The sequence below is a fragment of the Micromonospora sp. BQ32 genome, from assembly GCF_059358895.1.
This window is the reverse complement of sequence record NZ_JCADBI010000009.1, coordinates 122,513-148,691: the sequence shown is the minus strand read 5'-3', so window position 1 is coordinate 148,691 and position 26,179 is coordinate 122,513. Positions and strand designations below refer to the sequence as shown.

Annotated in this window: 21 protein-coding genes; 10 read left to right on the top strand and 11 right to left on the bottom strand. The window is 71.4% G+C overall.

Annotated elements, in window-relative coordinates:
• Positions 1-56: 56 nt before the first annotated feature.
• Together AC5L30_RS18845 and AC5L30_RS18840 are read right to left on the bottom strand one after the other, a co-directional pair.
• Positions 57-1,154, bottom strand: a complete 1,098-nt coding sequence (locus AC5L30_RS18845; protein ID WP_494868755.1) for a branched-chain amino acid aminotransferase — start codon at positions 1,152-1,154, stop codon at positions 57-59.
• A gap of 164 nt (positions 1,155-1,318) precedes the next feature.
• A complete protein-coding gene (locus AC5L30_RS18840; RefSeq protein ID WP_494868754.1) occupies positions 1,319-2,350 on the bottom strand; it encodes a 3-isopropylmalate dehydrogenase in 1,032 nt (343 codons plus the stop codon).
• A 228-nt stretch (positions 2,351-2,578) separates the two neighbouring features.
• Between AC5L30_RS18840 and AC5L30_RS18835 the strand changes: the two genes are divergently transcribed.
• Positions 2,579-3,421: an FAD:protein FMN transferase gene (locus AC5L30_RS18835; RefSeq protein ID WP_494868753.1), complete on the top strand. Its 843-nt coding sequence runs from the start codon at positions 2,579-2,581 to the stop codon at positions 3,419-3,421.
• Between the two features lie 412 nt (positions 3,422-3,833).
• Positions 3,834-4,190 carry a hypothetical protein gene (locus AC5L30_RS18830; RefSeq protein WP_124774447.1) on the top strand — a complete coding sequence of 119 codons (357 nt, stop codon included), beginning with the start codon at positions 3,834-3,836 and terminating at the stop codon, positions 4,188-4,190.
• Between the two features lie 75 nt (positions 4,191-4,265).
• Here the strand turns inward: AC5L30_RS18830 and serA are convergent, their stop codons facing one another.
• From serA to AC5L30_RS18805, 5 genes are all read right to left on the bottom strand, one after another.
• Complete coding sequence (gene serA, locus AC5L30_RS18825; protein ID WP_494868750.1) at positions 4,266-5,864, bottom strand: phosphoglycerate dehydrogenase; 1,599 nt, start codon at positions 5,862-5,864, stop codon at positions 4,266-4,268.
• Between the two features lie 391 nt (positions 5,865-6,255).
• Positions 6,256-7,269 (bottom strand): ketol-acid reductoisomerase, encoded by a 1,014-nt coding sequence (gene ilvC, locus AC5L30_RS18820; RefSeq protein WP_112625850.1) that lies wholly within the window; start codon positions 7,267-7,269, stop codon positions 6,256-6,258.
• A 94-nt stretch (positions 7,270-7,363) separates the two neighbouring features.
• Complete coding sequence (ilvN, locus tag AC5L30_RS18815) at positions 7,364-7,879, bottom strand: acetolactate synthase small subunit (protein ID WP_124815780.1); 516 nt, start codon at positions 7,877-7,879, stop codon at positions 7,364-7,366.
• The gene (locus tag AC5L30_RS18810) at positions 7,879-9,759 is read right to left on the bottom strand and encodes an acetolactate synthase large subunit (protein ID WP_494868748.1); all 1,881 of its coding nucleotides are present in this window, start codon (positions 9,757-9,759) and stop codon (positions 7,879-7,881) included. Before AC5L30_RS18810 ends, ilvN begins: the two co-directional genes overlap by 1 nt.
• Before the next feature lie 188 nt (positions 9,760-9,947).
• Complete coding sequence (locus tag AC5L30_RS18805; RefSeq protein ID WP_494868922.1) at positions 9,948-12,302, bottom strand: putative bifunctional diguanylate cyclase/phosphodiesterase; 2,355 nt, start codon at positions 12,300-12,302, stop codon at positions 9,948-9,950.
• Between the two features lie 129 nt (positions 12,303-12,431).
• On the opposite strand from AC5L30_RS18805, the gene ilvD reads away from it, so the two are divergent.
• Complete coding sequence (gene ilvD, locus AC5L30_RS18800) at positions 12,432-14,279, top strand: dihydroxy-acid dehydratase (RefSeq protein ID WP_357261389.1); 1,848 nt, start codon at positions 12,432-12,434, stop codon at positions 14,277-14,279.
• 196 nt (positions 14,280-14,475) lie between these two features.
• Positions 14,476-15,321, top strand: coding sequence for an SCO4651 family lipoprotein (locus tag AC5L30_RS18795; protein WP_494868746.1), 846 nt, complete (start codon positions 14,476-14,478; stop codon positions 15,319-15,321).
• A 117-nt stretch (positions 15,322-15,438) separates the two neighbouring features.
• Here the strand turns inward: AC5L30_RS18795 and AC5L30_RS18790 are convergent, their stop codons facing one another.
• Both AC5L30_RS18790 and AC5L30_RS18785 read right to left on the bottom strand, forming a co-directional pair.
• Entirely contained in the window at positions 15,439-16,266 is an 828-nt protein-coding gene (locus AC5L30_RS18790; protein ID WP_494868745.1) for a DUF3152 domain-containing protein, read from the bottom strand.
• Between the two features lie 112 nt (positions 16,267-16,378).
• Positions 16,379-17,551: an ROK family transcriptional regulator gene (locus AC5L30_RS18785; RefSeq protein WP_494868743.1), complete on the bottom strand. Its 1,173-nt coding sequence runs from the start codon at positions 17,549-17,551 to the stop codon at positions 16,379-16,381.
• 163 nt (positions 17,552-17,714) lie between these two features.
• Here AC5L30_RS18785 and AC5L30_RS18780 point away from each other — a divergent pair, with 163 nt between their 5' ends.
• The 6 genes from AC5L30_RS18780 to AC5L30_RS18755 are packed head-to-tail and all read left to right on the top strand — an operon-like array spanning position 17,715 to position 22,714.
• Positions 17,715-18,443 (top strand): amino acid ABC transporter ATP-binding protein, encoded by a 729-nt coding sequence (locus AC5L30_RS18780; protein ID WP_494868741.1) that lies wholly within the window; start codon positions 17,715-17,717, stop codon positions 18,441-18,443.
• 19 nt (positions 18,444-18,462) lie between these two features.
• On the top strand, positions 18,463-19,431 hold the full coding sequence (locus AC5L30_RS18775) for a glutamate ABC transporter substrate-binding protein (RefSeq protein ID WP_494868739.1): 969 nt from the start codon (positions 18,463-18,465) through the stop codon (positions 19,429-19,431).
• Positions 19,432-19,447: 16 nt separating this feature from the next.
• The gene (locus tag AC5L30_RS18770) at positions 19,448-20,092 is read left to right on the top strand and encodes an amino acid ABC transporter permease (protein WP_387167925.1); all 645 of its coding nucleotides are present in this window, start codon (positions 19,448-19,450) and stop codon (positions 20,090-20,092) included.
• Positions 20,089-20,958, top strand: a complete 870-nt coding sequence (locus AC5L30_RS18765; RefSeq protein ID WP_494868737.1) for an amino acid ABC transporter permease — start codon at positions 20,089-20,091, stop codon at positions 20,956-20,958. The genes AC5L30_RS18770 and AC5L30_RS18765 overlap by 4 nt, the downstream gene beginning before the upstream one ends.
• Complete coding sequence (locus tag AC5L30_RS18760; protein ID WP_494868735.1) at positions 20,955-21,974, top strand: asparaginase; 1,020 nt, start codon at positions 20,955-20,957, stop codon at positions 21,972-21,974. The genes AC5L30_RS18765 and AC5L30_RS18760 overlap by 4 nt, the downstream gene beginning before the upstream one ends.
• Positions 21,971-22,714, top strand: a complete 744-nt coding sequence (locus AC5L30_RS18755; RefSeq protein ID WP_494868734.1) for a copper homeostasis protein CutC — start codon at positions 21,971-21,973, stop codon at positions 22,712-22,714. Before AC5L30_RS18760 ends, AC5L30_RS18755 begins: the two co-directional genes overlap by 4 nt.
• A gap of 167 nt (positions 22,715-22,881) precedes the next feature.
• On the opposite strand, the gene AC5L30_RS18750 is transcribed toward AC5L30_RS18755, so the two are convergent.
• Together AC5L30_RS18750 and AC5L30_RS18745 are read right to left on the bottom strand one after the other, a co-directional pair.
• Entirely contained in the window at positions 22,882-23,439 is a 558-nt protein-coding gene (locus tag AC5L30_RS18750) for a hypothetical protein (protein ID WP_494868732.1), read from the bottom strand.
• A gap of 221 nt (positions 23,440-23,660) precedes the next feature.
• Positions 23,661-26,111, bottom strand: coding sequence for a glycoside hydrolase family 2 protein (locus tag AC5L30_RS18745; protein ID WP_494868730.1), 2,451 nt, complete (start codon positions 26,109-26,111; stop codon positions 23,661-23,663).
• Positions 26,112-26,179: the final 68 nt, after the last annotated feature.

Here is a 26,179-nt window from a genome sequence, read left to right as displayed (position 1 = left end):
CTGAGAGCCGACTGCGCCGGCCCGTCCGGGTGGACGGACCGGCGCAGCGACGAAGGTCAGAAGACCCGCTGCACCCAGCCGTGCGGGTCGGCGGCCTTGCCCCGCTGGATGTCGACCAGCTGCTGACGCAGGGCCATGGTCACCCGGCCGGGCTCGCCCCCGCCGATCAGGAACTCACCGTCCGGGAAGCGGACCCCACCGATCGGGGTGACCACCGCGGCGGTGCCGCAGGCGAACACCTCGCGGAGGCGACCGCTGGCGGCGTCGGCCTGCCAGTCGGCGAAGCTGACCGGCCGCTCCTCGACCTGGTGCCCGGCCGCGCCGGCCAGCGCGAGGACGGCGTCGCGGGTGATGCCCGGCAGGATCGTGCCGGTCAGCGGTGGGGTGACCACCGTGCCGTCGTCGTAGACGAAGAAGACGTTCATGCCGCCGAGTTCGTCGACGAACCGGCGCTCCACCGCGTCCAGGAAGACGACCTGGTCGCAGCCGGCCTCAATGGCCTCCGCCTGGGCCGCCAGCGAGGCGGCGTAGTTGCCGCCGCACTTGGCCGCGCCGGTGCCACCCGGCGCCGCCCGGGTGTAGTCCGGAGAGACCCAGACGGTGACCGGCTTGACGCCACCGGTGAAGTACGCCCCGACCGGTGAGGCGATCACCATGTAGAGGTACTCGTTGGCCGGGCGGACGCCGAGGAAGACCTCGCTGGCGAACATGAACGGCCGCAGGTAGAGGCTGCCGTCCTCGCCGGTGGGGATCCACTCCCGGTCGATCTCGATGAGCTTGTGCAGCGAGTCGACGAACACCTCCGGCGGCAGCACCGGCATCGCCATCCGCTGCGCGGAGGTGGCGAAGCGGGCCGCGTTGGCGTCCGGCCGGAACATCGTCACGCCACCGTCGGCCGTGCGGTACGCCTTGAGCCCTTCGAAGATCTCCTGCGCGTAGTGCAGCACCGCGCTGGCCGGGTCCATCGGGATCGGGCCACGGGCCTCCACCCGGGCGTCGTACCAGCCCTTGCCGTCGGCGTAGCGGACGGTGACCATGTGGTCGGTGAAGACACGGCCGAACCCGGGGTTGGCCAGCAGGGCGGCCCGATCGGCGGCGGATACCGGCGCGGGATTCGGACGGATCTCGAAGTCGAGCTTGTCACCACCGCTCATCGCGCTGACCTCCCTGCGGGACAACGGCATGCGGAACCGCACACCGACATGGCTGTGCCAGAAACTTACCCCGAACGGTCGTTCAGCGGGTAGCGCCGGTCGGGCGGGACGGACTGCCCCGGGCAGACCGACGCCGGGCCGGTCGCCACTCGGGGCGGGAGGGATCAGGCTACGGCGTTGGCGGCGAGCCGGTCGCCGACCTCTTCGGTACGCAGCGTTACGCCCGGAGCCCGGCTGGCCAGCTCGGCGGCGACCGCCGCGTTGACCCGGGCGGCGGACTCGGTGTGCCCGAGCTGCTCCAGCAGCAGCGCGGCGGAGAGCACCGCGGCGACCGGGTCGGCGACGCCCTGCCCGGCAATGTCCGGCGCCGAGCCGTGCACCGGCTCGAACATCGAGGGGTACGCCCCCTCGGGGTTGATGCAACCGCTGGCGGCCAGCCCGATGCCGCCGGTGACGGCAGCGGCGATGTCGGTGAGGATGTCGCCGAAGAGGTTGTCGGTGACCACCACGTCGTAGCGCTGCGGCTGGGTGACCAGGAACATGGCCGCCGCGTCGACGTGCTGGTACTCGGTCTCGATGTCCGGGTGCTCGGCGGCGACCGCGTCGAACGTACGCGCCCAGAGCGACCCGGCGTGGGTGAGCACGTTGGTCTTGTGCACGAGGGTGACCTTGCGCCGCTCCCGGCGGCCGGCGCGGGCGAACGCGTCGCGGATCACCCGCTCCACGCCGTGCCGGGTGTTCAGACTCTCCTCGGTGGCGACCTCGGCGGGGGTGTCCCGGTGCAGTGAGCCACCGGCACCGGCGTAGAGCCCCTCGGTGCCCTCACGCACCACCACGAGGTCGACCTCGCCCGGCTTCACGTTGCCCAGCGGGCCGGCGACCCCGGGCCAGAGCCGGGACGGGCGCAGGTTGACGTACTGGTCGAAGGCGAAGCGGAGCTTGAGCAGCAGCCCTCGCTCCAGCACACCCGGCGGAACCGTCGGGTCACCGACCGCGCCGAGCAGGATCGCGTCGTGCCCGGCCAGCTCGGCCAGCACCGAGTCGGGCAGCACCTCTCCGGTACGGTGCCAGCGGGCGGCACCGAGGTCGTACTCGGTGGCCTGCACGTCGGGCAGCACCGCGTCGAGGACCTTACGGGCCTGCGCGACCACCTCGGGCCCGATGCCGTCTCCGGCCACCACCGCGATCCGCGCCACGACCGCACTCCTCTGCTCAACGGTTCCGTTCGGGCAACGGTACGTCGCCGTCCCGCCTCCCGGTACGCCGCGTCCACAATCTGGGATGCGGGAATACACAGGCCCCTCTCAGCTGGGACTCATGGGGCGGTCATCTCCGCTGCCTACCGTAGTGGGCAGTGGGTCGCGGGGGCCCGCTGACCAACGGGGTCGCGATGCCGCGGCACCATGTGCGAGGGGGCAGATGCGATGCGCATCGACGAGCAGCCACGGACCCGCTGGCCGGACCCGTCCGCGTTCCGCAACCGCCGGCCGGACCTTCGACTCGGCAGCCGCCGACACCGGGTCGACCCGGCCGCCGCCACCGAGGGCCGGATCGCGGTGCAGCACACCGTACGCACCGCGACCGCCGAGTACACCCTGCTGCTCAACGCTCCCGAGTGGCTCGGCCGCCGGGGCGTCGGCGAGGCGCTACGGGACAGCGTCGCCGAGCTGCGCGCCATCGACCTCACCTACGGCCCCAACCGGCCGGAGAGCCTGGTCTCCCGGCTACGTCGGGACGAGATCAGCCCGGAGTCGTACCCGCCGCTCGCCGATCTGGTGGACCGCTGCGCGGCGATGCGGGCGGCCACCGACGGATGGTTCGACGCCTGGGCGGTGCCCGGCGGCTTCGACCCGGGCGGCCTGCTCGGCGGTTGGGCGGTGGAACGCGCCGCGGAGCGGCTGCGCGCCGCCGGCATCCACGACTACGCCGTCCTCGCCGGCGCTGACCTCGTCGTCCGGGGCCGTGCGCCGCACGGCGGGCCCTGGCGGGTCGCGGTGCACCACCCGACCGCACCCGAGCGCGCGCCGCTGGTGCTGGAGATGACCGCCGGCGCGGTCGGTACCTCCGGGGTGACCGGGCGGCGGGGGCACGTGGTGGACCCGCACACCGGCGAGCCGGCCGATCACCTCGTCGCCGCCACCGTGGTGGGCCCCGACCTGACGATCGCCGACGCCTACGCCACCGCGCTCTACGCCGCCGGCCCCACCGGCCTGGCGTGGTTCCGCGGCAACTCCGACTATCGCGCGCTCTTCGCACACCGTCGCTGAACGGAACGTCGCCGCACCGAGCCCGTCTCCCCGCGGTGCTCCGGCCCGATTCGCACCTCGGCCGCCTTCTGCCGGCGAACCCAGCCGTTCCCGGTGATTGTCGGCTGGTCGGGCCCGCGATCGGCCCCCACGGTCTCGGCAACGACCGTGGGGGCCGGTCAGCGACGAGTGCGCGTGGCTCGCACAACCGAGGGGTGCGGACCGGTCGGGCCGGACGTCGACCGCGCCACCCGAAGACGGGCCGGCGCCTCGACCTCGGCCAGTGACCGCAGTGCGTACGCTAGCGAATCGACGCAACTCGACGCAAGAGTCTCCACACCGGACCGTCGTGACCGGAGACCGCGGTGGTCGGTTGTTGACTGGCGGCGAGGCAGTTTCGACATGGTGAACGGCGGATGGCACGCTATCCGCCGTGAGTTTCGATCTGAGCGTGTGGGCCCTGGAGGACGGGGCGACGCCCGAGGACGTGCGGACAGCGGTCGACGGTTGCCGGCAGGGGCGACACGTGGACCGCTACCCCGACCCGCGGGTGGTCAGCTTCTACCGGGCGATCACCGCCTCCTATCCGGACCGTCACCCCGGCCCGAACAGCCCGTGGGCGGTGGCGCCGCTGCACGCGGCCCACGACCACGTCGAGCTGAACCTGCACCCGACCTGCGCGGACCAGGTGCTACTGGACATCGAGCGGCTGGCCGGCGAGCACGGGCTGATGCTCTTCGACCCGCAGGACGGCTCGGTCTACCCGCCGCCGGCGCGGCTGCCCGGCTGACCTGACCGGCGGCGCGGACGGGAAATGACGAGGGGCCCGGCGGATCGCCAGGCCCCCCACGGTGCTTGTCGGCTACTACTCGTCGCGCAGGTCGGCGGCGCTGGCCGCCGTGGCGCCGATCGACTCGGCGGCCGAGGTGAGCAGGTCGGCGCCGAGCGCCTGGTCGACGGTGAGCGTCATCAGCGTCTCGCCGCCCGCCTCCCGACGAGCCACCTGCATGGCGGCGATGTTGATGCCCGACTCGCCGAGCAGGGTGCCGACCGTGCCGACCACACCGGGTCGGTCGGCGTAGCGCAGGAAGAGCAGGATGCCCTCCGCCCCGATCTCCACGTCGAAGCCGTCCACCTCGGTCAGCTTCAGGACGTCCCGAGCGCCGGAGTGGGTGACCGTGCCGGAGACACTGACCGTCCGGCCGTCCGGCAGCGCGCCGCGCACCGTGACCAGGGTCGGCTGCTCGGCCGTCTCGGCCAGGGTGGCCAGGGTGACCTCGACGCCACGCTCGGCGGCCAGGTGCGGGGCGTTGACGTAGGTGACCTGCTCCTCGACCACGGAGCTGAACAGGCCCTTGGTGGCGGCGAGCTTGAGCACCGACACGTCGTGGCTGACGATCTCACCGCGGACCTCGACCGTGACGCTGGCGGCGACCCCACCGGCGACCGCGGTGAACGCCCGGCCGAGCTTCTCCGCCAGTGGCAGCAGCGGCCGAACGTCCTCGGCGACCACACCGCCGGCCTGCACGTTCACCGCGTCCGGGACGAACTCGCCCTGCAACGCCAGCTTGACGCTCTTGGCCACGGCGAGACCGGCCTTGTCCTGCGCCTCGTGGGTGGAGGCGCCCAGGTGCGGGGTGGCCACCACGTTGTCGAAGGCGAACAGCGGCGACGAGGTGCACGGCTCCTTGCTGTACACGTCGACACCGGCGCCGGCGACCCGGCCCTCGGCGATGGCGTCCGCGAGCGCCTGCTCGTCGACCAGCCCACCACGGGCGGCGTTGACGATGCGAACGCCGGGCTTGACGATCGCCAGCTCCTTCTCACCGATCAGGCCCACCGTCTCCGGCGTCTTCGGCAGGTGGATGGAGATGAAGTCGCTCTCCCGCAGCAGCTCCTCCAGCCCGACCAGGCGGACGCCGAGCTGCGCCGCGCGGGCCGGCTGGATGTACGGGTCGTACGCGATCAGCCGGGTGCCGAACGCGGCGATGCGCTGCGCGAAGAGCACCCCGATACGACCGAGCCCAACCACGCCGACCGTCTTGCCCTGCACCTCGACACCGGTGTACTTCGACCGCTTCCACTCCCCCGCCTTCAGCGCGGCACTGGCGCTCGCGGTGTTGCGGGCGACGGCGAGCAGCAGCGCGACGGCCTGCTCGGCAGCGGAGACGATGTTGGAGGTGGGCGCGTTGACGACCATCACGCCCCGCGCGGTGGCGGCCGGCACCTCGACGTTGTCCAGCCCGACGCCCGCCCGGGCGACCACCTTGAGTCGCGGCGCGGCGGCGACCGCCTCGGCGTCGATCTTGGTCGCGCTGCGCACGATGACGGCGTCGGCCTCGGAGAGCGCCGAGAGCAGGGCCGGACGGTCGGTGCCGTCGACGTGCCGGACGTCGAAGTCGTGGGCGAGCACCTCGATGGCGGCGGGGGCGAGTTCTTCGGCGATCAGTACGACAGGATTCATCGGTCCTCGTAGAGGTCGTGTTTGCGATCGGCGCGGGCGGCCGGGCGCCGCACTGCGCCCTGCGCTGATCCGTGCCGTGGCCGTCAGGTGCCGGCTGCTGCACCTACAGGCGATCGTAGGGGCCCCGCTGGTCGGCGTGTTCCGGTCTTCAGGGTGAGTGCCCTCACACGCCCGGTCGAGCGGCGGACATCGGCCGTTCACCGGACCGACACGGTTGCTCCGGCCCGCGTCGGGCACTGGCGGCGCCGGTCACCCGGCCACTCGGGGAGGGGCGTGGCCAACGAGCACTGCCGCCCGACGTATCGACGGGCGGCAGCATGCCGGGCAGCCCCGGGGCGGCGCTGGGGAGAGCGCCAACCCAGGGGCTGTCGGTAGATCGTCGTTCGGGTGGTCAGGCGGTCTCGGTGATCGGGCGGTCGACCCAGCTCATCATGCCGCGCAACTTCTTGCCGGTCTCCTCGATCGGGTGCGCCGCACCCTCGGCCTGCCACTTGGTGAAGTTGGGCCGGCCGGCCTCGTCCTCGGCGACCCACTCGCGGGCGAACTCGCCGGACTGGATCTCACCCAGGATCTTGCGCATCTCGTCCTTGACCCGGGAGTCGATGATGCGCGAGCCACGGGAGAGGTCGCCGTACTCGGCGGTGTCGGAGATGCTGTAGCGCATCTTCGCGATGCCGCCCTCGTACATCAGGTCGACGATCAGCTTCAGCTCGTGCAGGCACTCGAAGTAGGCGACCTCCGGGGCGTAGCCCGCCTCGGTGAGCACCTCGAACCCGGTCTGCACCAGCGCCGAGGCGCCGCCGCAGAGCACCGCCTGCTCGCCGAAGAGGTCGGTCTCGGTCTCCTCGGTGAAGGTGGTCTTGATCGCGCCGGCGCGGGTGCCGCCGATCCCCTTGGCGTACGCGAGGGCGAGGGCGAGCGCGTTGCCGCTGGCGTCCTGCTCGACGGCGACGAGACAGGGCACGCCCTTGCCGTCGCTGTACTGGCGGCGGACCAGGTGGCCGGGGCCCTTGGGCGCGACCATCGCCACGTCCACCTCGGCCGGCGGCTTGATCAGGCCGTACCGGATGTTGAAGCCGTGGCCGAAGAAGATCGCCTTGCCGGGGGCGAGGTGCGGGGCGATCGACTCCGCGTAGATCCCGCGCTGGGCGGTGTCCGGCGCGAGCACCATGATCACATCGGCCTCGGCGGCGGCCTGCGCCGGCGTGACCACCCGCAGGCCCTGCTCCTCGGCCTTGGGACGGCTCTTCGAGCCCTCCGGCAGACCGATCACCACGTCGACGCCGGAGTCCCGCAGCGACAGCGCGTGGGCGTGGCCCTGGCTGCCGTAACCGATCACCGCGACCTTCTTGGCCTGGATCAGGCCGAGGTCGGCATCGTCGTCGTAGTACACCTCAACGCTCATGAGAACTTCCCTTTCGTACGACGACCGGGGCGGCCCGTCGTGGTCTGTGCGGATGGATTCGCCGGACGGCCCGCCGGGGCCGACCGGCGGCGGGTCAGGCGGCCCGCAGCGCGGGACCGGCGGTGATCGAACGCGAGCCGCGCCCGATGGCCACCAGCCCGGACTGCACCATTTCCTTGATGCCGAAGGACTCGAGGTCGCGCAGGAGCGCGTCGAGCTTGTCCGGGGTGCCGGTGGCCTCGATGGTCAGCGTGTCCGGTGCGACGTCGACCACCCGGGCGCGGAACAGGTTGACGGTCTCCAGCACCTGCGACCGCGCCGACCGGTCGGCGCGAACCTTCACCAGCAGCAACTCCCGGGCAACCGAGACCTGCGGATCCAGCTCAACGATCTTGAGCACGTTGACCAGCTTGTTCAGCTGCTTGGTGACCTGCTCCAGCGGCGACGACTCCGCGTTGACCACGATGGTGATCCGGGAGACGTCCGGGTTCTCGGTCTCGCCGACGGCGAGGCTGTCGATGTTGAACCCGCGCCGGGAGAACAGGCCGGAGACCCGGGCGAGCACGCCGGGCTTGTTCTCCACCAGCACGGACAAAGTGTGCATCGTCATTAAATGTCATCCTCGTCGAAGGTCGGGCGGACGCCACGGGCGAACATGATCTCGTCGTTGCTGGTGCCGGCGGCGACCATCGGCCAGACCATCGCGTCCTTGCCGACCACGAAGTCGATCACCACGGGCGCGTCGTTGATCTCCATGGCCGCGGCAATGGTCTTGTCCACGTCAGCCGCGGTCTCGCACCGCAGCCCGACGCAGCCCAGCGCCTCGGCGAGCTTGACGAAGTCGGGGATGCGGTGCTTGTGGGTGCCGAGCTCGGTGTTGGAGTAGCGCTCGTTGTAGAAGAGGGTCTGCCACTGTCGGACCATGCCGAGATTGCCGTTGTTGATGACGGCGATCTTGACCGGGATGCCCTCCAACGCGCAGGTGGCCAACTCCTGGTTGGTCATCTGGAAGCAGCCGTCCCCGTCCACCGCCCAGACCACCGTGTCCGGCTTGCCGACCTTGGCGCCCATCGCCGCCGGCACCGCGTAGCCCATCGTGCCGAGGCCGCCGGAGTTCAACCAGGTGTACGGCTTCTCGTAGGAGATGAACTGCGACGCCCACATCTGGTGCTGACCCACCCCGGCCACGAAGATCGCGTCCGGGCCGACGATCTCGCCCAGCCGCTTGATCACGTACTGCGGGGACAGGGTGCCGTCCACCGGCTCGTCGTAGCCCAGCGGGTAGCGGTTGCGCAGGTCGTTCAGCTGCGTCCACCAGTCACCGAGGTCGGCGGTGCGCCCCGCCGACCGCTCGGCGGTGACCGCCGTGATCAGCTCGTCGATGACGTGCTTGGCGTCGCCGACGATCGGCACGTCCACGTGCCGGTTCTTGCCGATCTCGGCGGGGTCGATGTCCGCGTGCACCACCGCCGCGTCCGGGGCGAACGAGTCCAGTTTGCCGGTGACCCGGTCGTCGAAGCGTGCGCCCAGCGCGACGATCAGGTCCGCCTTCTGCAAGCCGTAGACCGCGGCGACCGTGCCGTGCATACCGGGCATCCCCAGGTGCTGCTGATGCGAGTCGGGGAACGCCCCGAGCGCCATCAGCGTGGTGACGACCGGGATGCCGGTCAGCTCGGCCAGCCGGCGCAGCCCGTCGGTGGCACCGGCCTTGAGCACCCCGCCGCCGACGTAGAGCACCGGCCGTCGGGCTGCGGCCATCAACCGCGCCGCCTCCCGGATCTGCTTGCCGTGCGGGTGCAGGGTGGGCCGGTAGCCGGGCAGGTCCAGCGTGGGCGGCCAGGTGAAGGTCGTCGGCGCCTGGAGCACGTCCTTGGGGATGTCGACCAGCACCGGGCCGGGCCGCCCGCTGCTGGCCAGGTGGAACGCCTCGGCCAGCACCCGGGGGATCTCCTCGGCGTTCTGGACGAGGAAGTTGTGCTTGGTGATCGGCAGGGTGATGCCCTGGATGTCGGCCTCCTGGAAGCCGTCGGTGCCGATCAACGGGCTGGCCACCTGCCCGGTGATGGCCACCATCGCCACCGAGTCCATGTACGCGTCGGCGATCGGGGTGACCAGGTTCGTCGCGCCCGGGCCGGAGGTGGCGATGCAGACGCCGACCTTGCCGGTGGCCTGCGCGTAGCCGGTCGCCGCGTGCCCCGCGCCCTGCTCGTGCCGGACCAGGATGTGCCGGACCGTCGAGTCGTAGAGCGGGTCGTACGCCGGCAGGATCGCGCCGCCCGGGATGCCGAAGACGACGTCGACGTCGAGCGCCTCAAGGGACCGCACGAGCGAGCCGGCCCCGGAGACCTGGGTCGCGGCGACGGGTCGTACCGCCGGGGCGGCCGGGGTGGCCGTGCGCGGGGCGGCCTGGTCGACGTCGAGGGTCGGGTCGGCGGCCGCTCGGGCCCGGCGGGCGGTGTGGGCGAGGGTCTCGGGCGTGGGTCTCGTCATGGCGGTTCTGGCCTTCGGCTGGAGTGGCTGGTGGCTAGTCAAGCGATGCGACGCGGGCGGGGCCCGCTTCGCCAGGTTCCGATGGCAATAAAAACGGCCCTCGTGCAGATGCACGGGGCCAGCGCACTCTCGGTGAGGGAGAGTGCGCTCAGGTAAGTACTCGCAGCGACCGGTACGACGACATGCGGCTAAGCCTGACGCATCTCACGCGATGAGTCAACTGATCCCACATGTTGGTTAACGGAGGTCGGCGCGTCGGCCGGCGACGCGCCACCGGCAGGCGGGGTGAGCTGCCCAGACCCGCCCGGAGCACGACGTGGCGCGGGCACCTGAGCGGGACGCGCACCCGGGGACGTGGCCGCCTCCAGCATCGCCTCCAGGTGCTCCGCCGGCACCCCCCAGCCGAAGAGCGCGCCCTGGCCGAACCGGCAACCGGCGGCCACCACCGCGGCCAACTCGGTCGGGGTGGTCACCCCCTCGGCGATCACCTCCAGCCCCAGTTGGTGGCCCAGTCGCATCACGATGTCGACCATCGGGGCGAACGCCGGGCCGTCCTGGCCGACCGGGCGCACCGGCTCGTGCTCGGCGACCAGACTGTGGTCGATCTTGAGGATGTCGATCGGCAGCCGGCGCAGCTGCCCCAGCGACGAGTAGCCGGCCCCGAAGTCGTCCAGCGCGATCCGGACACCGGTCAACCGCAGCGCGGTGAGCCGCCGGATCAGCTCGTCCAGGTCGGTGGCGACCGCGTGCTCGGTGACCTCCAGCACCAGCCGCTGCGGCGGCACGTGGTGGGCGCGCAGCGCCTCGGCGACCTGGACCACGTACTCCGGGGCGTGCAGCTCGCGCGGGGAGACGTTGACCGACACCCAGACGTCGTGCCCGTCCGTCAGCCAGCGGGAGAGCTGGTAGCAGGCCTGGTGCAGCACCCAGGCGCCGAGCGGGGCGATCATGCCGCACTCCTCGGCCAGCGGGATGAACTCGTCCGGACGGACGTTGCCCAGCTCAGGATGGTGCCAGCGGAGCAGTGCCTCGGCGCCGACCGGCCGCACCGACGGCAGCGACGCCACCGGCTGGAAGGCCAACCGCAGCTCGTCACGGTCGATGGCCCCGCGTAGCTCGTGCTCCACCGTCGTACGCCGGCGCAGCAGCAGGTCGTACGCGGCGTCGTACCGCTCGATCCGGTTCTTGCCCCGCTGCTTGGCGTAGCGCAGCGCCAGGTCGGCGTGGCGCAGCAGCAGCTCCACGTCCGGCTCGTCGCCCCAGTCGGCCACCCCGATGCTCACCGACAGGAAGACCGGCCCCTCCGGCTGGTCGTACGGCCGGTTGAGCACCCCGAGGAGCCGTTCGGCGACCCGGTCCGCCTCGACCGGCCGGCCCTGCATGAGCACGGCGAACTCGTCGCCACCCAGCCGGGCGGCCACGTCGCCAGGGCGCAGGTTGCCGCGCAGCCGCCGGCCGACCTCGGCCAGCACGGCGTCGCCCACGTCATGGCCGCGCATGTCGTTGACGTTCTTGAAGCCGTCCAGGTCGAGGCCGAGCAGCACACACGGAATGCGGTCCGCGGCGTTGCGGTGCAGCGCCCGGAGCAGCCCGCGCCGGTTGGCCAACGACGTCAGCGGGTCGGTGTGCGCCAGCTCACGGAAGTGCGCCTCCCGCTCGGCCAGGCGGCCCGCGTACCCCCGGACGTCGCGCAGGGTGAGGTACTGCCGTGCCACCAGGGCGAAACCCTCCACGCTGCCGGCCACGATGCCCGCCGCGGTGAACCGACCATCCTGGGCGAGGTGGTACATCGCCGAGGCGGCCATCGCCAGCATCGGGGCGATGGCGTACTCGCTGTCGCGACCGACCAGATCCAGGTCGACCTGCCCCGGCCGGTCGGCCCGGTACACCGCGAGCGCGACGGTCAGCAGGCCGGCGGCGAGCACCGCCGCACCGGCCAGCGCCATGGTCGGCCCGGCCTGGCAGAGCCCGGCGCTGAGACCCAGCCCGCCACAGCTCACCGCGCTGATGCCGGCGCAGAGCGCGGCGAGCCGTCGACGTGGCGTGGCGGCCCGGAAGACGACGATCACGGCGAGCCCGGCACCGAGCGCGGCGCTCACCGTGGCCAGCAGGATCGCCGGGCAGGCCATCGGGGTGGCGGCACCGAGCAACCGGGTGGGCTCGGAGAACAGCACCCAACCGACGAACCACAGCGCCGCCGCCATGACCAACCCGTCCAGGGCGAGCCGGGCCGTTCCGGCCGCGGTGGCGGCCACCCCGGGCAGCCGGAGCAGACCAGCCGCGAAGGCCAGCCCACTCACCGCCGCGCCGATCGCCACCAGAGTCGCCCAACCGGTGCGCTGCCCCTGCTCGTGGGCCCAGTGGTCGTTCGCGCTGAGCGCGGCGAACACCCCGGCCAGGAGGCTGAGCAGAGCGCCCCCGGCGGCCGCCGCGAGCAGCACGTGCGCCGGTCGACGCGGCCCCGTCCGCCGCCGGGCGACGACGGTCAGCAGCACCACGGCCACCGCGGCGACGAACCCGCTGAGCGCCGCGACAGCGACCATGCCCGGTGGAAAATGCACGCCTCCAAGAGTGCCGGATGGGCGCACCTCTTGGGGGGCTGAGTGTGCATCTGTTGGGACACGGCAGATACCCGGGTGGGCCGGCGGGCCGACGGTGTCATGCTGGTATGTATGCCTGAGCTGCGGTCGAGGACCTCCACACACGGTCGGACGATGGCCGGCGCCCGGGCCCTCTGGCGGGCCACCGGGATGACCGACGACGATTTCGGCAAGCCGATCGTCGCCATCGCCAACAGTTTCACCCAGTTCGTGCCTGGTCACGTACACCTCAAGGACATGGGTGGCCTGGTCGCGGACGCGGTCGCCGAGGCCGGCGGGGTGGGCCGGGAGTTCAACACCATCGCGGTCGACGACGGCATCGCGATGGGCCACGGCGGCATGCTCTACTCGCTGCCCAGCCGTGAGCTGATCGCCGACGCGGTCGAATACATGGTCAACGCGCACTGCGCGGACGCCCTGGTCTGCATCTCCAACTGCGACAAGATCACCCCCGGGATGCTGCTGGCCGCGTTGCGGCTCAACATCCCGACCGTCTTCGTCTCCGGCGGCCCGATGGAGGCCGGCAAGACGATGGCGATCGAAGGCGTCGTGCACAGCAAGATCGACCTGATCGACGCGATGATCGCCTCCTCGAACGAGGCGGTCACCGACGAGCAGCTCGGTGAGATCGAACGCTCCGCCTGCCCGACCTGCGGCTCCTGCTCCGGCATGTTCACCGCCAACTCGATGAACTGCCTCACCGAGGCGATCGGGCTCGCACTGCCCGGCAACGGTTCCACGCTGGCCACCCACGCCGCCCGCCGGTCGCTCTTCGTCGAGGCCGGCCGGACCGTCGTGGAGATCTCCAAGCGGTGGTACGACGGCGACGACGACTCGGTGCTGCCGCGCACGGTCGCCTCCAAGGCCGCCTTCGAGAACGCGGTCGCCCTGGACGTGGCGATGGGCGGCTCCACCAACACGGTGCTGCACCTGCTCGCCGCCGCCCGCGAGGCGGAGATGGACTTCGGCGTCAGCGACATCGACGCGATCTCCCGGCGGGTGCCGTGCCTGGCCAAGGTCGCGCCGAACTCGCCGAACTACCACATGGAGGACGTGCACCGGGCCGGCGGCATCCCGGCTATCCTCGGTGAACTGGACCGGGCCGGGCAGCTCAACCGGGACGTGCACGCCGTGCACTCCCCGTCGCTGGCGCAGTGGCTGACCGACTGGGACGTGCGCGGTGGCTCCCCCACCCCGACGGCGGTCGAGCTGTTCCACGCCGCCCCCGGCGGCGTGCGTACCGTCGAGCCGTTCTCCACCACCAACCGGTGGTCGTCGCTGGACACCGACGCGGCCGGCGGCTGCATCCGGGACCGCGAGCACGCCTACTCCGCCGACGGCGGGCTGGCCATCCTGCACGGCAACCTGGCGCCCGAGGGCAGCGTGGTGAAGACCGCCGGCGTGCCGGACGACTGCCTGACCTTCCGTGGCCCGGCGAAGGTCTACGAGTCGCAGGACGACGCGGTGACCGCGATCCTCGCCAAGCAGGTGGTCGCCGGGGACGTCGTGGTGATCCGGTACGAGGGGCCCAAGGGCGGCCCCGGCATGCAGGAGATGCTCTACCCCACCTCGTTCCTGAAGGGACGCGGGCTGGGCCGCTCCTGCGCGCTGCTCACCGACGGCCGTTTCTCCGGCGGCACCTCCGGGCTCTCCATCGGGCACGTCTCCCCCGAGGCGGCCTCCGGCGGGCTGATCGCCCTGGTCCGCGACGGCGACGAGGTCGTCATCGACATCCCGGCCCGGTCGATCGAGCTGAACGTGCCCGCCGAGGAGCTGGAGGCACGACGGGTGGCCGAGGAGAAGCGCGACAAGCCGTACACCCCGACCGATCGGCAGCGCCCGGTGTCGGCGGCGCTGCGCGCGTACGCCTCGATGGCCACCTCGGCCAGCGACGGCGCCTACCGCCGCGTCCCGGAGTAACCAACCGGTTTCGCCCACACCGCCGACATCCGCGATGTCGGGGTATCCCGTCGACCCGGATACCCCGACATCAACGATCGCGTCTCGATCAGGGGCGGATTGGCGAGAACGCGGTGCCCCCGGATCGATCACATGGGCTAGCGTGTCGTCGGTCTACTGGGGATCTTCCCAGCTTCTTACGGGGAAAGGCGTGTACGTGTCATTTTGGAAGAAGCCGGCTCTGGTGGCTGTCTCGGCGCTCGCCGCGCTCGCTGTCTCCGCGTGCGGCACGACGCCCGGCGGGTCCGGCGGGTCCGACGCGCCCAAGCAGCCCGGCGTCCTGGAGCTGCTGGCCAGTGATCTCAAGGGGTCGCTGCTGAAGACGGCCGAGGCCACCGACAAGAGTGACTCGGTGACCGTCTCGATGACGGGCACGGCGGGCGGCGAGACGGTCTCGATGAAGGGCGTCCTGGACCTCGGCGACCCGGTCAAGGCCGAGATGACGACGACGGACGCGAAGGGCGCCGCGACGGTCGTCCGGATGGTCGGCGCGGTCATCTACGTCGAGATTCCGGCGGAGGACCGCGCGGAGATGGACGGCAAGCGCTGGATGAAGATGGACCTGGGCGCCGCCGGCAAGCAGGCCGGGATGAACTTCGGCAAGCAGTTCGAGGACATCGACCCGACCAAGCAGGTCAAGACGCTGCTCGCCACCGAGGGCACGAAGGTGGTCGGGCAGGAGACGGTGAACGGGGCGGCCACCGTCCACTACACCGTCACCACGCCGATGGCGACCTACCTTCAGCAGATCGACGCGAAGCTGCGGGCGGGCGTCGAGCAGCAGATGACCAAGATGGGCGTCAAGGACATCACCACCGACCTGTGGGTCGACGAGCAGTACCGGCCCCGCCGGGCGGCCCTGAAGATGGGCCCGCTGGGCGACCTGGTGATGGACTACACCGACTACGGCAAGGCGGTGACCATCGAGACGCCGCCGACGGCGGAGACCCTCGACTTCGCCGAGATGCTCAAGGGTCTGCAGGGTCTGACCACCGCCAGCTGATCAGTCCCGTGTTCGGGCGGGCTCGGCGTCACGCCGGGCCCGCCCGTTTCGTTCCGGCGCTGCCGGTGCGCGTGCCGAGCCGGCCGCCAGGCAATGATCACCACGAGATCCGTGCCGTCAGGACGGCGCCCACGGGCCGCTGACGAACTGCCCGTTGCCGACGAACGGACTGACGTTGGGCACGCACCCGCCCAGGCCCATCGTCTGGGTCATCATGACCGGGGCCGGCTTGCCGCGACCGCCGCACTTCATGTGGGCGAAGCCGAGGAAGTGGCCGAACTCGTGATTGATCACGCCGGCGTGGTACTCCTCGAGGCTGACCGGGTATCCCGGTGAGCCCTGGAGCCAGCGCCTCAGATTGATCATGATGGTCTTGCCGTACTTGCAGGAGTAGACCCCCTCGGTGTCGACGCCGCTCGCGCCGCAGAGTCTGTCCACTGTCCTCGGTGTCGCGAGCCGTACGTCGACGTCGACCTTCGAGGTGCCGACCCGCTGGAAGGACCACGACGCCCGGGTCAGGTTCACGGCGGCGTTGGTGACCGGGTGCTGTGCCGAGGTGGCCCATCCGTTCGGTGCCGCCAACACCTGCTCGATGCTCGCGGCGAAACGGTCCGGCTTCCAGGCGGGGAGGTCACCCCAGGCGATGCCCTTCTCCACCGAGACGCTGTAGCGCACCCGCTTCTTGCCCTTGCCGATCACGCGACCGTTGCCGGTGGCGGTGGTGAAGGTACCGGCGGCTCTGGTGGGGATCTGCGCGTCGGTCGGGATCTCGGGAGTCGGGCTGGAGGTCGGCGTGTCGCTGGGGCTCGGAGTTGAGCTCTGCGCACTCGGGGCGGAGCGTGGGACTTCGGCTTGCCCGGCTGCCGGTGCCGACAGGCCACAGGCGGCGGTCGCCAGCACCGCCGCCAACGAGATCGGCACGAGCAGCCGTCCGTTGATCCGCACGTCGAAACCTCCAGGAGCGATCACGGGTCAGTGAGAAACACCGGAAGGCTACGTGACTGGGGGTAAGGAAATTGTCAGGACGATCGGCGGTGGGAAGCGGTCAAAGGCGAGGTCAGGCGGCCGCCACGACGTGATCGATCACCAGGTGGGCCGCACCGGTGATGCCGACGTCCTGGCCGGCGGCGACCCGTTCGATCAGCAGGGTCTGGGTGGCCAGCGGGAGACACCGCTCGTAGAGGGTGGCCCGCATGCTGGCCAGCAGCGGCTCACAGTCGGCGAGCCGACCGCCGATGGCCACCACCTGCGGATTGAAGAAGTTGACCACGACGGCCAGGATCTCGCCGACGGCGCGGCCGGCCTGCCGGGCCAGGGCGGTGGCCTGCCGGTCACCGTCGTCGATCAGGCGGATCACACCGGTCAGGTCGGAGACCGGTACGCCCTGACCACGGAGCGCGGTGACCAGTGCGGCGCCGCTGGCCACCGCCTCCAGACAGCCGGCGTTTCCGCAGGTGCACGGTGGCGCGGGGTCCGCCACCACCCGGCAGTGGCTGATGTCCCCGGCCGAGCCCTGTGCGCCCCGGTGCAACCGTCCACTGGAGATCACGCCGGAGCCGATCCCGGTGCCAGCCTTGATGTAGACGGCGTGGTCCAACTCGGGATGCGCGGTGCGGTGCGCACCGAGCGCCATCAGGTTGGCGTCGTTGTCCACGATGACCGGCACGTCAATCCGGTCGGCGCAGAACGCGGCGACGTCGAAACCGTTCCAGCCAGGCATCCGCGACGGGCTGACGATCCGCCCGGTGGCGTGCTGCACCGGGCCGGGGATCCCGATGCCGACGCCGCGGAGCGCACCTGTCGCCGAGCCGCCGGCCGCCGGATCGCCGCCCACCAGCGTGCCGACCTCGGCCAGCAGTGCGCCGAGCACCGCCTCCGGGCCGTCCTCGATGCGGACCGGCAGGGTGCGGGCCTGGACCACCCGCCCGGAGAGATCCAGTGCGCCGACGCGGGCGTGATGTGCGCCCAGGTCGATGGCGCCGACCACGGCACCACCGGTGGGCACGGCGAGCTGGCGGGGCCGTCGCCCACCCCGGGACCGCCCGGCGCCGGTCTCCTCCAGCAGCCCTTGGCTGATCAACGCCTCGACCCGCTGGGAGACCGTCGACGGGGACAGCCCGGAGAGGCGGGACAGGTCGGCCCGACTGACGGCCGCACCGGTGGCCACCCAGCGCAGTAGCTCCCGCGGGCCGCCCCGGAGGGCTTCGCGTGGCGCGTCGTCAATCGTCACGTCAGCTTCTTAGCACCCGGAGTTTGTTCAAGCAACTGGTTGACTTAGTTTGCTCGCTACCTTTAGATGGCGCTGTTGGTTCGATATGAAGCCGACTTAGTTTTGTGGTCGAAGAAAGTGAGGCCGTCTGGTGGCACCGGGAACGACGGGTGCGGACCGACCGATGGTGTCGGTACGCGGCCTGCACAAGTGGTTCGGTCCGCTGCACGTGCTCAAGGACATCGACCTCACGGTGGCCGCCGGCGAGGTGGTCGTGGTGGTGGGGCCCTCCGGCTCCGGCAAGTCGACCCTGTGCCGCTGCCTCAACCGGCTGGAGACCGCCGGGCAGGGCAGCATCGAGATCGACGGTGAGCCGCTGCCCGCCGAGGGCCGCGCGCTGGCCCGGCTGCGCGCCGACGTCGGCATGGTCTTCCAGTCCTTCAACCTCTTCGGCCACAAGACGGTGCTGGACAACATCACCCTCGGCCCCACCCGGGTCCGCCGGATCCCCCGCCCCGAGGCGCGGCAGCAGGCGATGACCCTGCTGGAGCGCGTCGGGATCGCCGACAAGGCAGACCACCACCCGGCGCAACTCTCCGGCGGGCAGCAGCAGCGGGCCGCGATCGCTCGGGCCCTGGCGATGCAGCCGAAGGTGCTGCTCTTCGACGAGCCGACCTCGGCCCTCGACCCGGAAATGGTCAACGAGGTGCTCGACGTGATGGTCTCGCTCGCCGCCGAGGGGATGACCATGATCGTGGTGACCCACGAGATGGGTTTCGCCCGTCGCGCCGCCGACCGGGTGGTCTTCATGGACGACGGCCGGATCGTCGAATCCGGCGCCCCCGACGACTTCTTCGCGGCTCCGCGCACCGAGCGGGCCCGCGACTTCCTATCCAAGATCCTCCAGCACTAGCCCCCAACGGGAGGGTGTCATGTCAATCCTCAAGATGAGCTTCACCGGGCGGCGGTCGCTCGCCCTCACCGCCACCGCGGTGGCGGTGACCCTCGCCGCGGCCGGCTGCGGCGGCGACGGCGGCGGCGGCGCTCCGACCCTGCCCGGCAACCCCGGCCTGGGCGGCGACGGCGTGGTCGCCCAGTCGGTGTACGACGCCGCCCCGGTCGCCAGCGACGCGGACATCCCGGCGGGCTCGACCATGGACGCGATCCGCAAGCGCGGCTACCTGAACATCGGCGGCTCCCTGGACGCGCCGCTGCTCTCCCAGCAGAACCCGGTCAGCGGCACCATCGAGGGCTTCGACGCCGACATGGCCAAGCTGCTGGCGAAGTACATCATCGGCAAGCCCGAGGTGAAGACCACGACCATCGGCACCCAGACCCGGGAGGCCATGCTTCAGGCCAAGTCGGTGGACGCGGTCTTCCAGACGTACACGATCACCCCGCAGCGGGCCACCCAGGTCGCCTTCGCCGGGCCGTACCTCACCTCCGGCCTCGCGGTCGGGGTCCGCAAGGACGACACCTCGATCAAGAGCGTCAAGGACCTCGCCGGCAAGACCGTGATCGTCGGGGCGAACACCCCCGCCGTCACCGCGCTGCCCTCCGCCGCGCCCGGCTCGAAGCAGATCGCCTTCGGCACCGACCCGCAGGCGTTGCAGGCGCTGCTCCAGAAGCGCGGCGACGCGTACGTGCAGGACTTCACGCTGCTCGCCTCGGGCGCCAAGGCCAACCCGGGGATGAAGGTGGTTGGCGAGCCGTTCACCACCGAGGCGTACGGCATCGGCCTCAACCGGGAGGACGCGCAGTTCAAGGAGTTCGTCAACAACTGGCTGAAGAAGATCCAGGCCGACGGCACGTGGGCGAAGGTCTGGGAGGGCACCCTCGGCTCGGTGGTGGAGGGTGGCGCGCCCACCCCGCCCGCCCTCGGTTCCGCCGACGGCTCCTGAGCAGTCTCCCGTACCGATGGAAGCCCTCACCGCCCACCTGAGCCAGCTTGGCCACGGCCTGGTCACGACGGTCGAACTGACCGTCGTGACCACCCTCGGCGCGATGCTGCTGGGCATCGTCGTGGCCACCCTGCGGATCGCTCCCGTCCCGCTGCTGCGCGCCATCGGCACCGCGTACGTCGAGGTGTTCCAGAACCTGCCGCTGCTGGCGCTGCTGGTGCTCTTCGTGTTCGCGCTGCCGACCATCGGCATCACGTTCCCGCTGTTCACCTCAGCCGCCATCGTCATCGCGGTGTACGAGGGGGCTTACCTGGCCGAGGCGATCCGCGCCGGGATCAACACGGTGGGTGTGGGCCAGGCCGAGGCAGCCCGTGCCATCGGGCTCACCTTCGGCCAGTCCCTGCGGCACGTGATCCTGCCGCAGGGACTGCGGGCGGTGATTCAGCCGATCGGCAACATCTGCATCGCGCTGCTGATGAACACCTCGCTGGCCGCCGCCGTCGGCGTGGTCGAGCTGACCCAGGCGGCCAACAACGTGAACCTGGTCGAGGCTCAACCGATCGCTGTCTTCACCGGCGCGGGCCTCGCCTACATGCTGCTGGCGCTGATCATCGGTCAGGTCACCGGCCTGCTCGAACGAAGGCTGGCGATCGTCCGATGAACAAGACGCAACAGATCCTCTTCGACGAGCCCGGCCCCCGCGCCCAACGGCGGATCCGGATCGCCACCGTGCTGGGCGCGATCCTCCTGGCCGGCGCCCTGGTCGCGGCCGTCTACCAGTTCGCCAGCCACGGTGAGTTGGCCGCCGCCCGGTGGGAACCGTTCACCACCTGGCCCATCTGGCGGTACCTGCTCAACGGCCTGTGGGCCACGCTGCGCGCCGCCGCCGCGACCGCCGTGCTCAGCGCCGCGCTCGGGCTGCTGCTGGCGCTCGGCCGGCTGTCGACGCATCGACCGCTGCGCTGGCTGGCCGGCGCGTACGTGGAGATCTTCCGGACCGTACCCACCCTGCTGCTGATCTACGTGACGCTGTTCGCCCTGCCACAGTACGGGCTGAACTTCCCGCTGTTCTGGAAGCTCGTGGTGCCGCTGGTGGTCTCCAACTCGGCGGCGTTCGCGGAGATCTTCCGGTCCGGCATTCTGGCGCTGGACCGTGGGCAGACCGAGGCCGGCCTCGCGATCGGGCTGCGCCGCGGGCAGGTGATGGCGCTGGTGGTCCTGCCGCAGGCGCTGCTCCAACTCGCCCCGTCCCTGGTCAGCCAGCTGGTCGGGCTGCTCAAGGACACCTCGCTCGGCTTCGTGGTCAGCTACACCGAGCTGCTCTACAGCGGGCAGGTGCTCTCCTCGTACACCCACCTGCTGATCCAGACGTTCCTGGTGGTGGCGCTGATCTACCTGGTGGTCAACGCCTCGCTGTCGAAGTTCGCCCGCGTACTCCAGGCCCGCAACGGCCGCTTCGGCGGCCGGCGCGGACGGCGGACCGCGGAGCTGCCCCCACCGCTTCTCGAAGGGAACACCCCCCGGTGACCATCTTCCGCTACGCCGAACTGGCCCGGGTCGTGCGCAACGGCTTCGTCGAGAGCCGGCACTACGGCAGCGTCGTGGTGCTCGCCCCGGACGGGAAGGTCGCCCTCGCCGCCGGCGTACCCGACGAGCCGGTGCTCCCCCGCTCCACCCTCAAGCCGGTGCAGGCGTTGGCCTGTCGGATCGCGGCCGACGACGAGCTGACCGGCCCGGCGCTGGCCCTCGCCGCCGGCAGTCACACCGGCGACGACCGGCACGTCGAGGTGGTTCGGGCGATGCTGGCCGGGGCCGGCCTGACCGAGGACGCGCTCGGCTGCCCGGTGGACTGGCCGGAGGACGAACCGACTCGGGACCGGCTGATCCGCGCCGGCGGACAGCGCGACCGGATCCGGATGAACTGCTCCGGCAAGCACGCCGCGATGCTGGTCGCCTGCGTCGCCCGGTCCTGGAGCACCCACGACTACCTCGACCCCGACCACCCGCTCCAGCGGGAAACCGCCGCCGCCGTCGCCCGCCTGGCCGGCACGCCGATCGCGCACCACGCGGTCGACGGCTGCGGCGCACCGCTGTTCGGCCTGCCGCTGACCGGCCTGGCCCGCACCTTCCAGGCGTTGGTCACCGCGCCGGCGGGCAGCGACGAGGCGCTGGTCGCGCAGGCCATGCGCCAACACCCGGAGTACGTCGGCGGCTGGCACGGGCACCCGAACACCGACCTGATGCGGGCGCTGCCCGGCGTCCTCGCCAAGGGCGGGGCCGAGGGCGTGCTCGCGGTGGCCGCACCGGACGGTCACGCGGTCGCGGTGAAGGCGATCGACGGTTCGCCCCGGGCCACCACCGCCATCGCCCTCGCCGCCCTCGACGCCGTGGGCGTACCGGTGGGTGGGGCCGACGCGCTGCGCCAGGTGCCGGTGCTCGGCGGCGGCGTACCGGTCGGCGCCGTCACGGCCGTCATCGACTGGACCACAGCATCGTCTCGCACCGAAGCGGCATCGCCTCGCACGGAAAAGGAAGAATCATGAACACATTCGAGATCTGCATCGACAGCGTCGAGGGGGCGGTCGCCGCAGAGGAGGCCGGCGCCGACCGGGTGGAGCTGTGCTCCGCGCTCTTCGACGGGGGGCTGACCCCCAGCCTGGGCACCATCGAGACGACAGTGCGCGCGGTCAGCCGGATCCGGGTACACGTGATCGTCCGTCCCCGGGCCGGCGACTTCATCTACTCGCCGTTCGAGATTGAGGCGATGGAGCGGGACGTCCGGGCCGCGGTGGCGGCCGGGGCGCACGGCATCGTGATCGGCGCGTTGACCGCCGAGGGTGACGTCGACGTGCCGACCACCCGCCGGCTGATCGCCGCCGCGGGCGACGCCAGCATCACCTTCCACCGGGCGTTCGACATGACCCGCGACCCGTACGCGGCGCTGGAGCAGCTCATCGAGCTGGGCGTGCACCGGGTGCTCACCTCGGGCCAGGAGGTCAGCGTGCTGGAGGGTGCCCCGCTCATCGCCGACCTGGTGCGCCGGGCCGCCGGCCGGATCGTCATCATGCCGGGCGGCGGCATCACCCCGCGCAACATCGCCCGGATCGTCGAGGCGACCGGTGCCGACGAGTACCACTTCGCGGCCCTGGTCAGCTCGGACAGCCCGGCCGTGCACCGCAACCCGGCGCCGCTGATGGGCGGCAGCCTGAACCGGCCCGAGTACGAGCGCTCCGGCACCTCCGGCGCCCTGGTGGGCCAGGTGCTCGCCGCCGCTCGCGCCTGACAGCCTGATCGCGCCCCCGGGGGCGCGATGATCGTGCTCGAACAGGGAAGTAGTGGCCTCCCCACCGTGGGAGGCCACTACTTCATGGATCGAGCACGATCATCGGACGTCAGCCCCTTCGTGACCACCGCTCGCGCCGCGGTCGGGCCATCATTCGGGCTCCGTCGCTAACCGGTGGCCAGGTTGATGGCGACGCCGATCGGGATGGACGCCGCAAGCCCCGCGACCAACCACCACAGCTGCTCCCGCCTGGCCCTTCGCTGTGCCGACTGAAGGCCGCCCTGGATCTGGGTCAGGGTGTTCGCCATCATCATCAGGTCATTGTCGCCACCGGCGTGCTCGCCAGTGAGCGACCGCCGCATGCCGTACCGGCGAAGCCGGCTCGTCGTCGACAACGTCAGCTGATGCCTGCGCACGCGACGCGACGTGGACACCGCCGGCTCAGGATCCCCGAAGTCGTCGTCGGCGTCGCCATAGTCACCGTCGTCGTCCGGATCTTTCAGAGGCGCGATGGTGAGGTAGACAAGGGTCCGACGCAGGCGCGAGAAGCGTCGCCTCGGGCGGACTGCCCACCACCAGAGGCCACCACCGCTGCCGAGCAGAACGAGGTTCGCGACGATCGCGCCGATCGCCCACTGGTCCGTGACGAGGAAACCGACGGCACCGACGGGAACGGCCGCCAGGATGAGTGCCTTCGCCGCGGCCGTACCGCTGATCCCCCGCATCGTGTCATTGAACCGGTCCTGCCCGGTCGCCAGGGTCTGTGCTATCCGGAAGGCGACAGAAGTGGGCCCCGTATCCTACGGCCGCAAGGTTGACGCGACCTGACGTGATGTCGGCCCCCGTTCCGCTCCGAGCGGTATACCTCAGAGGCATAGATATGCCTCTGAGGTATACCGCTCAACGGACGATGGCCCCCAAGAGAGGCGACCGCCGGCCGGCGACGCTAACTCGACGTTAGGTCGTTGACGCAGCGCAGCACCGGGCGGGTGACGAGCGCCGCCGGGTCCAGCACCCCGTCCGCGTGCACGGTGAAGATCGTCGACTCACCGGGCAGCAGCGTGACCAGGGCCGTGTCCACGGTGGCGGAGTCGTCGAGGCGGTCCGCGAACAGCGTCAGGTCGCGCAGCACCGTGCGGGCCGTGACCCGGACCCGCTGCCCACCGACGACCGGCTCGACCGTGGCGTCCCAGGCCGCCACCGGCCAGTCCACCTCCCGGTCCTCGGCGAAGAACCACAGCGCCCGCTCAGCGGTGCCACCGGCCTCCGCGACCAGCAACTCGCGCCGGGCATCCTCCGGCCGCGCCAGGTCCGTCGGCAGCGCCAGCACCACCGAGGAGTACGCCGAGACGTCGAGGTCCACCGAGGTCTTCGCCCTCGGCTCCCCGGTGAGGGTGAACCGGGTGACCGCGGCCGGGGCGGTCCATGCCTCGGCGCTCTCGTTGACCGCGACCAGGGCCAGTCCACCGTCACGGGGCTGCACGGTGAGGAGCCGATCGGCGTACGCGTGGCGCAGCGCGTACCACAGGGGTTTGCGGCGGCCGTCGCCGTCGACGGCCGACCAGGAGGTCACCGGCCAGCAGTCGTTGAGCTGCCAGACGATGGTGCCCGCGCAGACGTCCCGGTGCGAGCGGAAGTGCTCCACCCCGAGCTGGATCGCCCGGGCCTGGTTGAGCTGCGTCAGGTAGTGCCAGTCGTCGAAGTCCGCCGGGGCGGGCAGGTGCGCGTCGAGGCCACGCTGGAGCTTGGCGTCACCGCCGGCCGCCTTCTGGTGGTGCGCCATGCCCGGTGAGTCGTGCGCCAGCGGTTCGTCGCTCAACGCCCGCCGCAGCGTGGCGTACGCCGGTGGTGCCTGGTAGCCGAACTCGGCCACGAAGCGCGGGACGTACTCCCGGTATTTGGTGTAGTCGTCGGTGTTCCACACGTCCCAGATGTGGGTGGTGCCGTGCGCCGGGTCGTTGGGGTGGATCGCCTCGCTGCCCGACCACGGGCTGCCCGGCCAGTAGGGGCGGGTCGGGTCCAGCTCGCCCACGATCCGGGGCAGCACGTCGAGGTAGTAGCCGCGCCCCCAGGTGCGCCCGGCGAGGGCCGGCTGCCAATCCCAGTCGTGCCAGCCCCAGATGTTCTCGTTGTTGCCGGTCCAGAGCACCAGCGACGGGTACGGCGCGAGCCGGGTCACCTGCTCGGCGGCCTCGGCGGCCACCTCGGTGCCGAACGGCTCCTCCTCCGGGTACGCGGCGCAGGCGAAGAGGAAGTCCTGCTGGACGAGGAGGCCGCGCTCGTCGGCGAGGTCGTAGAAGTCCGCCGACTCGTACCGGCCGCCGCCCCAGACCCGCAGCAGGTTGACGTTGGCCGCGACCGCCTGGTCGAACCGCTCGGCCAGCCGGGCCCGGGTGACCCGGGTGGGAAACGCGTCGTCCGGGATCCAGTTGACCCCGCGGACGAAGACCGGGACGTCGTTGACCGACAACGAGAACGGGGTGCCGTGCTCGTCGGGTGTGGTGTCCAGTCGCACCGAGCGGAAGCCGATCCGGTGCGACCAGCTGTCCAGGGTGTCCCCGTCCGGGTCGTGCAGGGTCACCTCGATCGGGTGGCGCGCCTGGTCGCCGTACCCCCGGGGCCACCACAGCGCGGGCTCGCGGACGGTGAGGGTCAGCACGGCCGCGCGCTGCCCGGCCGGGACCACCACCTCGGCGCGGACACTGGCCACGGTGGCGCGGACGGTCAGCGGGACGTCCGCTACCCGCTCGACCTCGACGTGCAGCTCGACCCGACCGTCGCGACCGTCCATGGTGACCAGTGGACGGACGGTGGCCAGCCGGGCGGTCGACCAGGCGTGCAGGCTGATCTCCTGCCAGATGCCGGCGGTGACCAGCGTCGGGCCCCAGTCCCAGCCGAAGTTGCAGGCCATCTTGCGGATGAAGTGGAACGGCTCCGGGTAGGCGTTGGGCCGATCGCCGAGCCGCTCCTGCTGCGCCTCGGCGTAGCGGTACGCGGAGTCGAACGTGACCACCAGGTCGTTGTTCCCGTCGCGCAGCAGCGGTCGGACGTCGAACCGGTAGCCGCGGTGCATGTTCGCGGTGCGGCCGACCTCGACACCGTTGAGGGTGAGCGTGGCGACGGTGTCCAGGCCGGCGCAGACCAGGTCGACGCGCTCGTCGTCGCCCGCCCGGTGGACGAAGGTGGACTGGTAGACCCAGTCGGTGCGCCCGATCCAGGCCAACGCCCGCTCGTTGTCGTCGAGGTAGGGGTCGGGAATCAGCCCGGCGTCGCGCAGGTCGGTGTGCACGCAGCCGGGCACGGTCGCCGGCACGGACCGGCCGGCGACCTCCTCCGGCACCTGCGCTCCGGGGGCCGCTCGCAGGGTCCAACCGTCGTAGAGTGCCTGTCGGCGCAAGACCTCACCGCACCTTCCGCATCGAAAGACGTTTACTGAACCGGATAAGCTAAGCAACCGTACGTTTG

Excerpts from the sequence above, each read along its gene's own strand:
- AC5L30_RS18775 (WP_494868739.1), top strand. The coding sequence starts at position 18,463 with ATGTCAATCCTCAAGATGAGCTTCACCGGGCGGCGGTCGCTCGCCCTC.
- AC5L30_RS18810 (WP_494868748.1), bottom strand. The coding sequence starts at position 9,759 with ATGACGAGACCCACGCCCGAGACCCTCGCCCACACCGCCCGCCGGGCC.
- serA (WP_494868750.1), bottom strand. The coding sequence starts at position 5,864 with ATGAATCCTGTCGTACTGATCGCCGAAGAACTCGCCCCCGCCGCCATC.
- AC5L30_RS18750 (WP_494868732.1), bottom strand. The coding sequence starts at position 23,439 with ATGCGGGGGATCAGCGGTACGGCCGCGGCGAAGGCACTCATCCTGGCG.
- AC5L30_RS18835 (WP_494868753.1), top strand. The coding sequence starts at position 2,579 with ATGCGCATCGACGAGCAGCCACGGACCCGCTGGCCGGACCCGTCCGCG.
- AC5L30_RS18845 (WP_494868755.1), bottom strand. The coding sequence starts at position 1,154 with ATGAGCGGTGGTGACAAGCTCGACTTCGAGATCCGTCCGAATCCCGCG.
- AC5L30_RS18805 (WP_494868922.1), bottom strand. The coding sequence starts at position 12,302 with ATGGTCGCTGTCGCGGCGCTCAGCGGGTTCGTCGCCGCGGTGGCCGTG.
- ilvN (WP_124815780.1), bottom strand. The coding sequence starts at position 7,879 with ATGACGATGCACACTTTGTCCGTGCTGGTGGAGAACAAGCCCGGCGTG.
- AC5L30_RS18755 (WP_494868734.1), top strand. The coding sequence starts at position 21,971 with ATGAACACATTCGAGATCTGCATCGACAGCGTCGAGGGGGCGGTCGCC.
- ilvC (WP_112625850.1), bottom strand. The coding sequence starts at position 7,269 with ATGAGCGTTGAGGTGTACTACGACGACGATGCCGACCTCGGCCTGATC.
- ilvD (WP_357261389.1), top strand. The coding sequence starts at position 12,432 with ATGCCTGAGCTGCGGTCGAGGACCTCCACACACGGTCGGACGATGGCC.
- AC5L30_RS18780 (WP_494868741.1), top strand. The coding sequence starts at position 17,715 with ATGGTGTCGGTACGCGGCCTGCACAAGTGGTTCGGTCCGCTGCACGTG.
- AC5L30_RS18765 (WP_494868737.1), top strand. The coding sequence starts at position 20,089 with ATGAACAAGACGCAACAGATCCTCTTCGACGAGCCCGGCCCCCGCGCC.
- AC5L30_RS18770 (WP_387167925.1), top strand. The coding sequence starts at position 19,448 with ATGGAAGCCCTCACCGCCCACCTGAGCCAGCTTGGCCACGGCCTGGTC.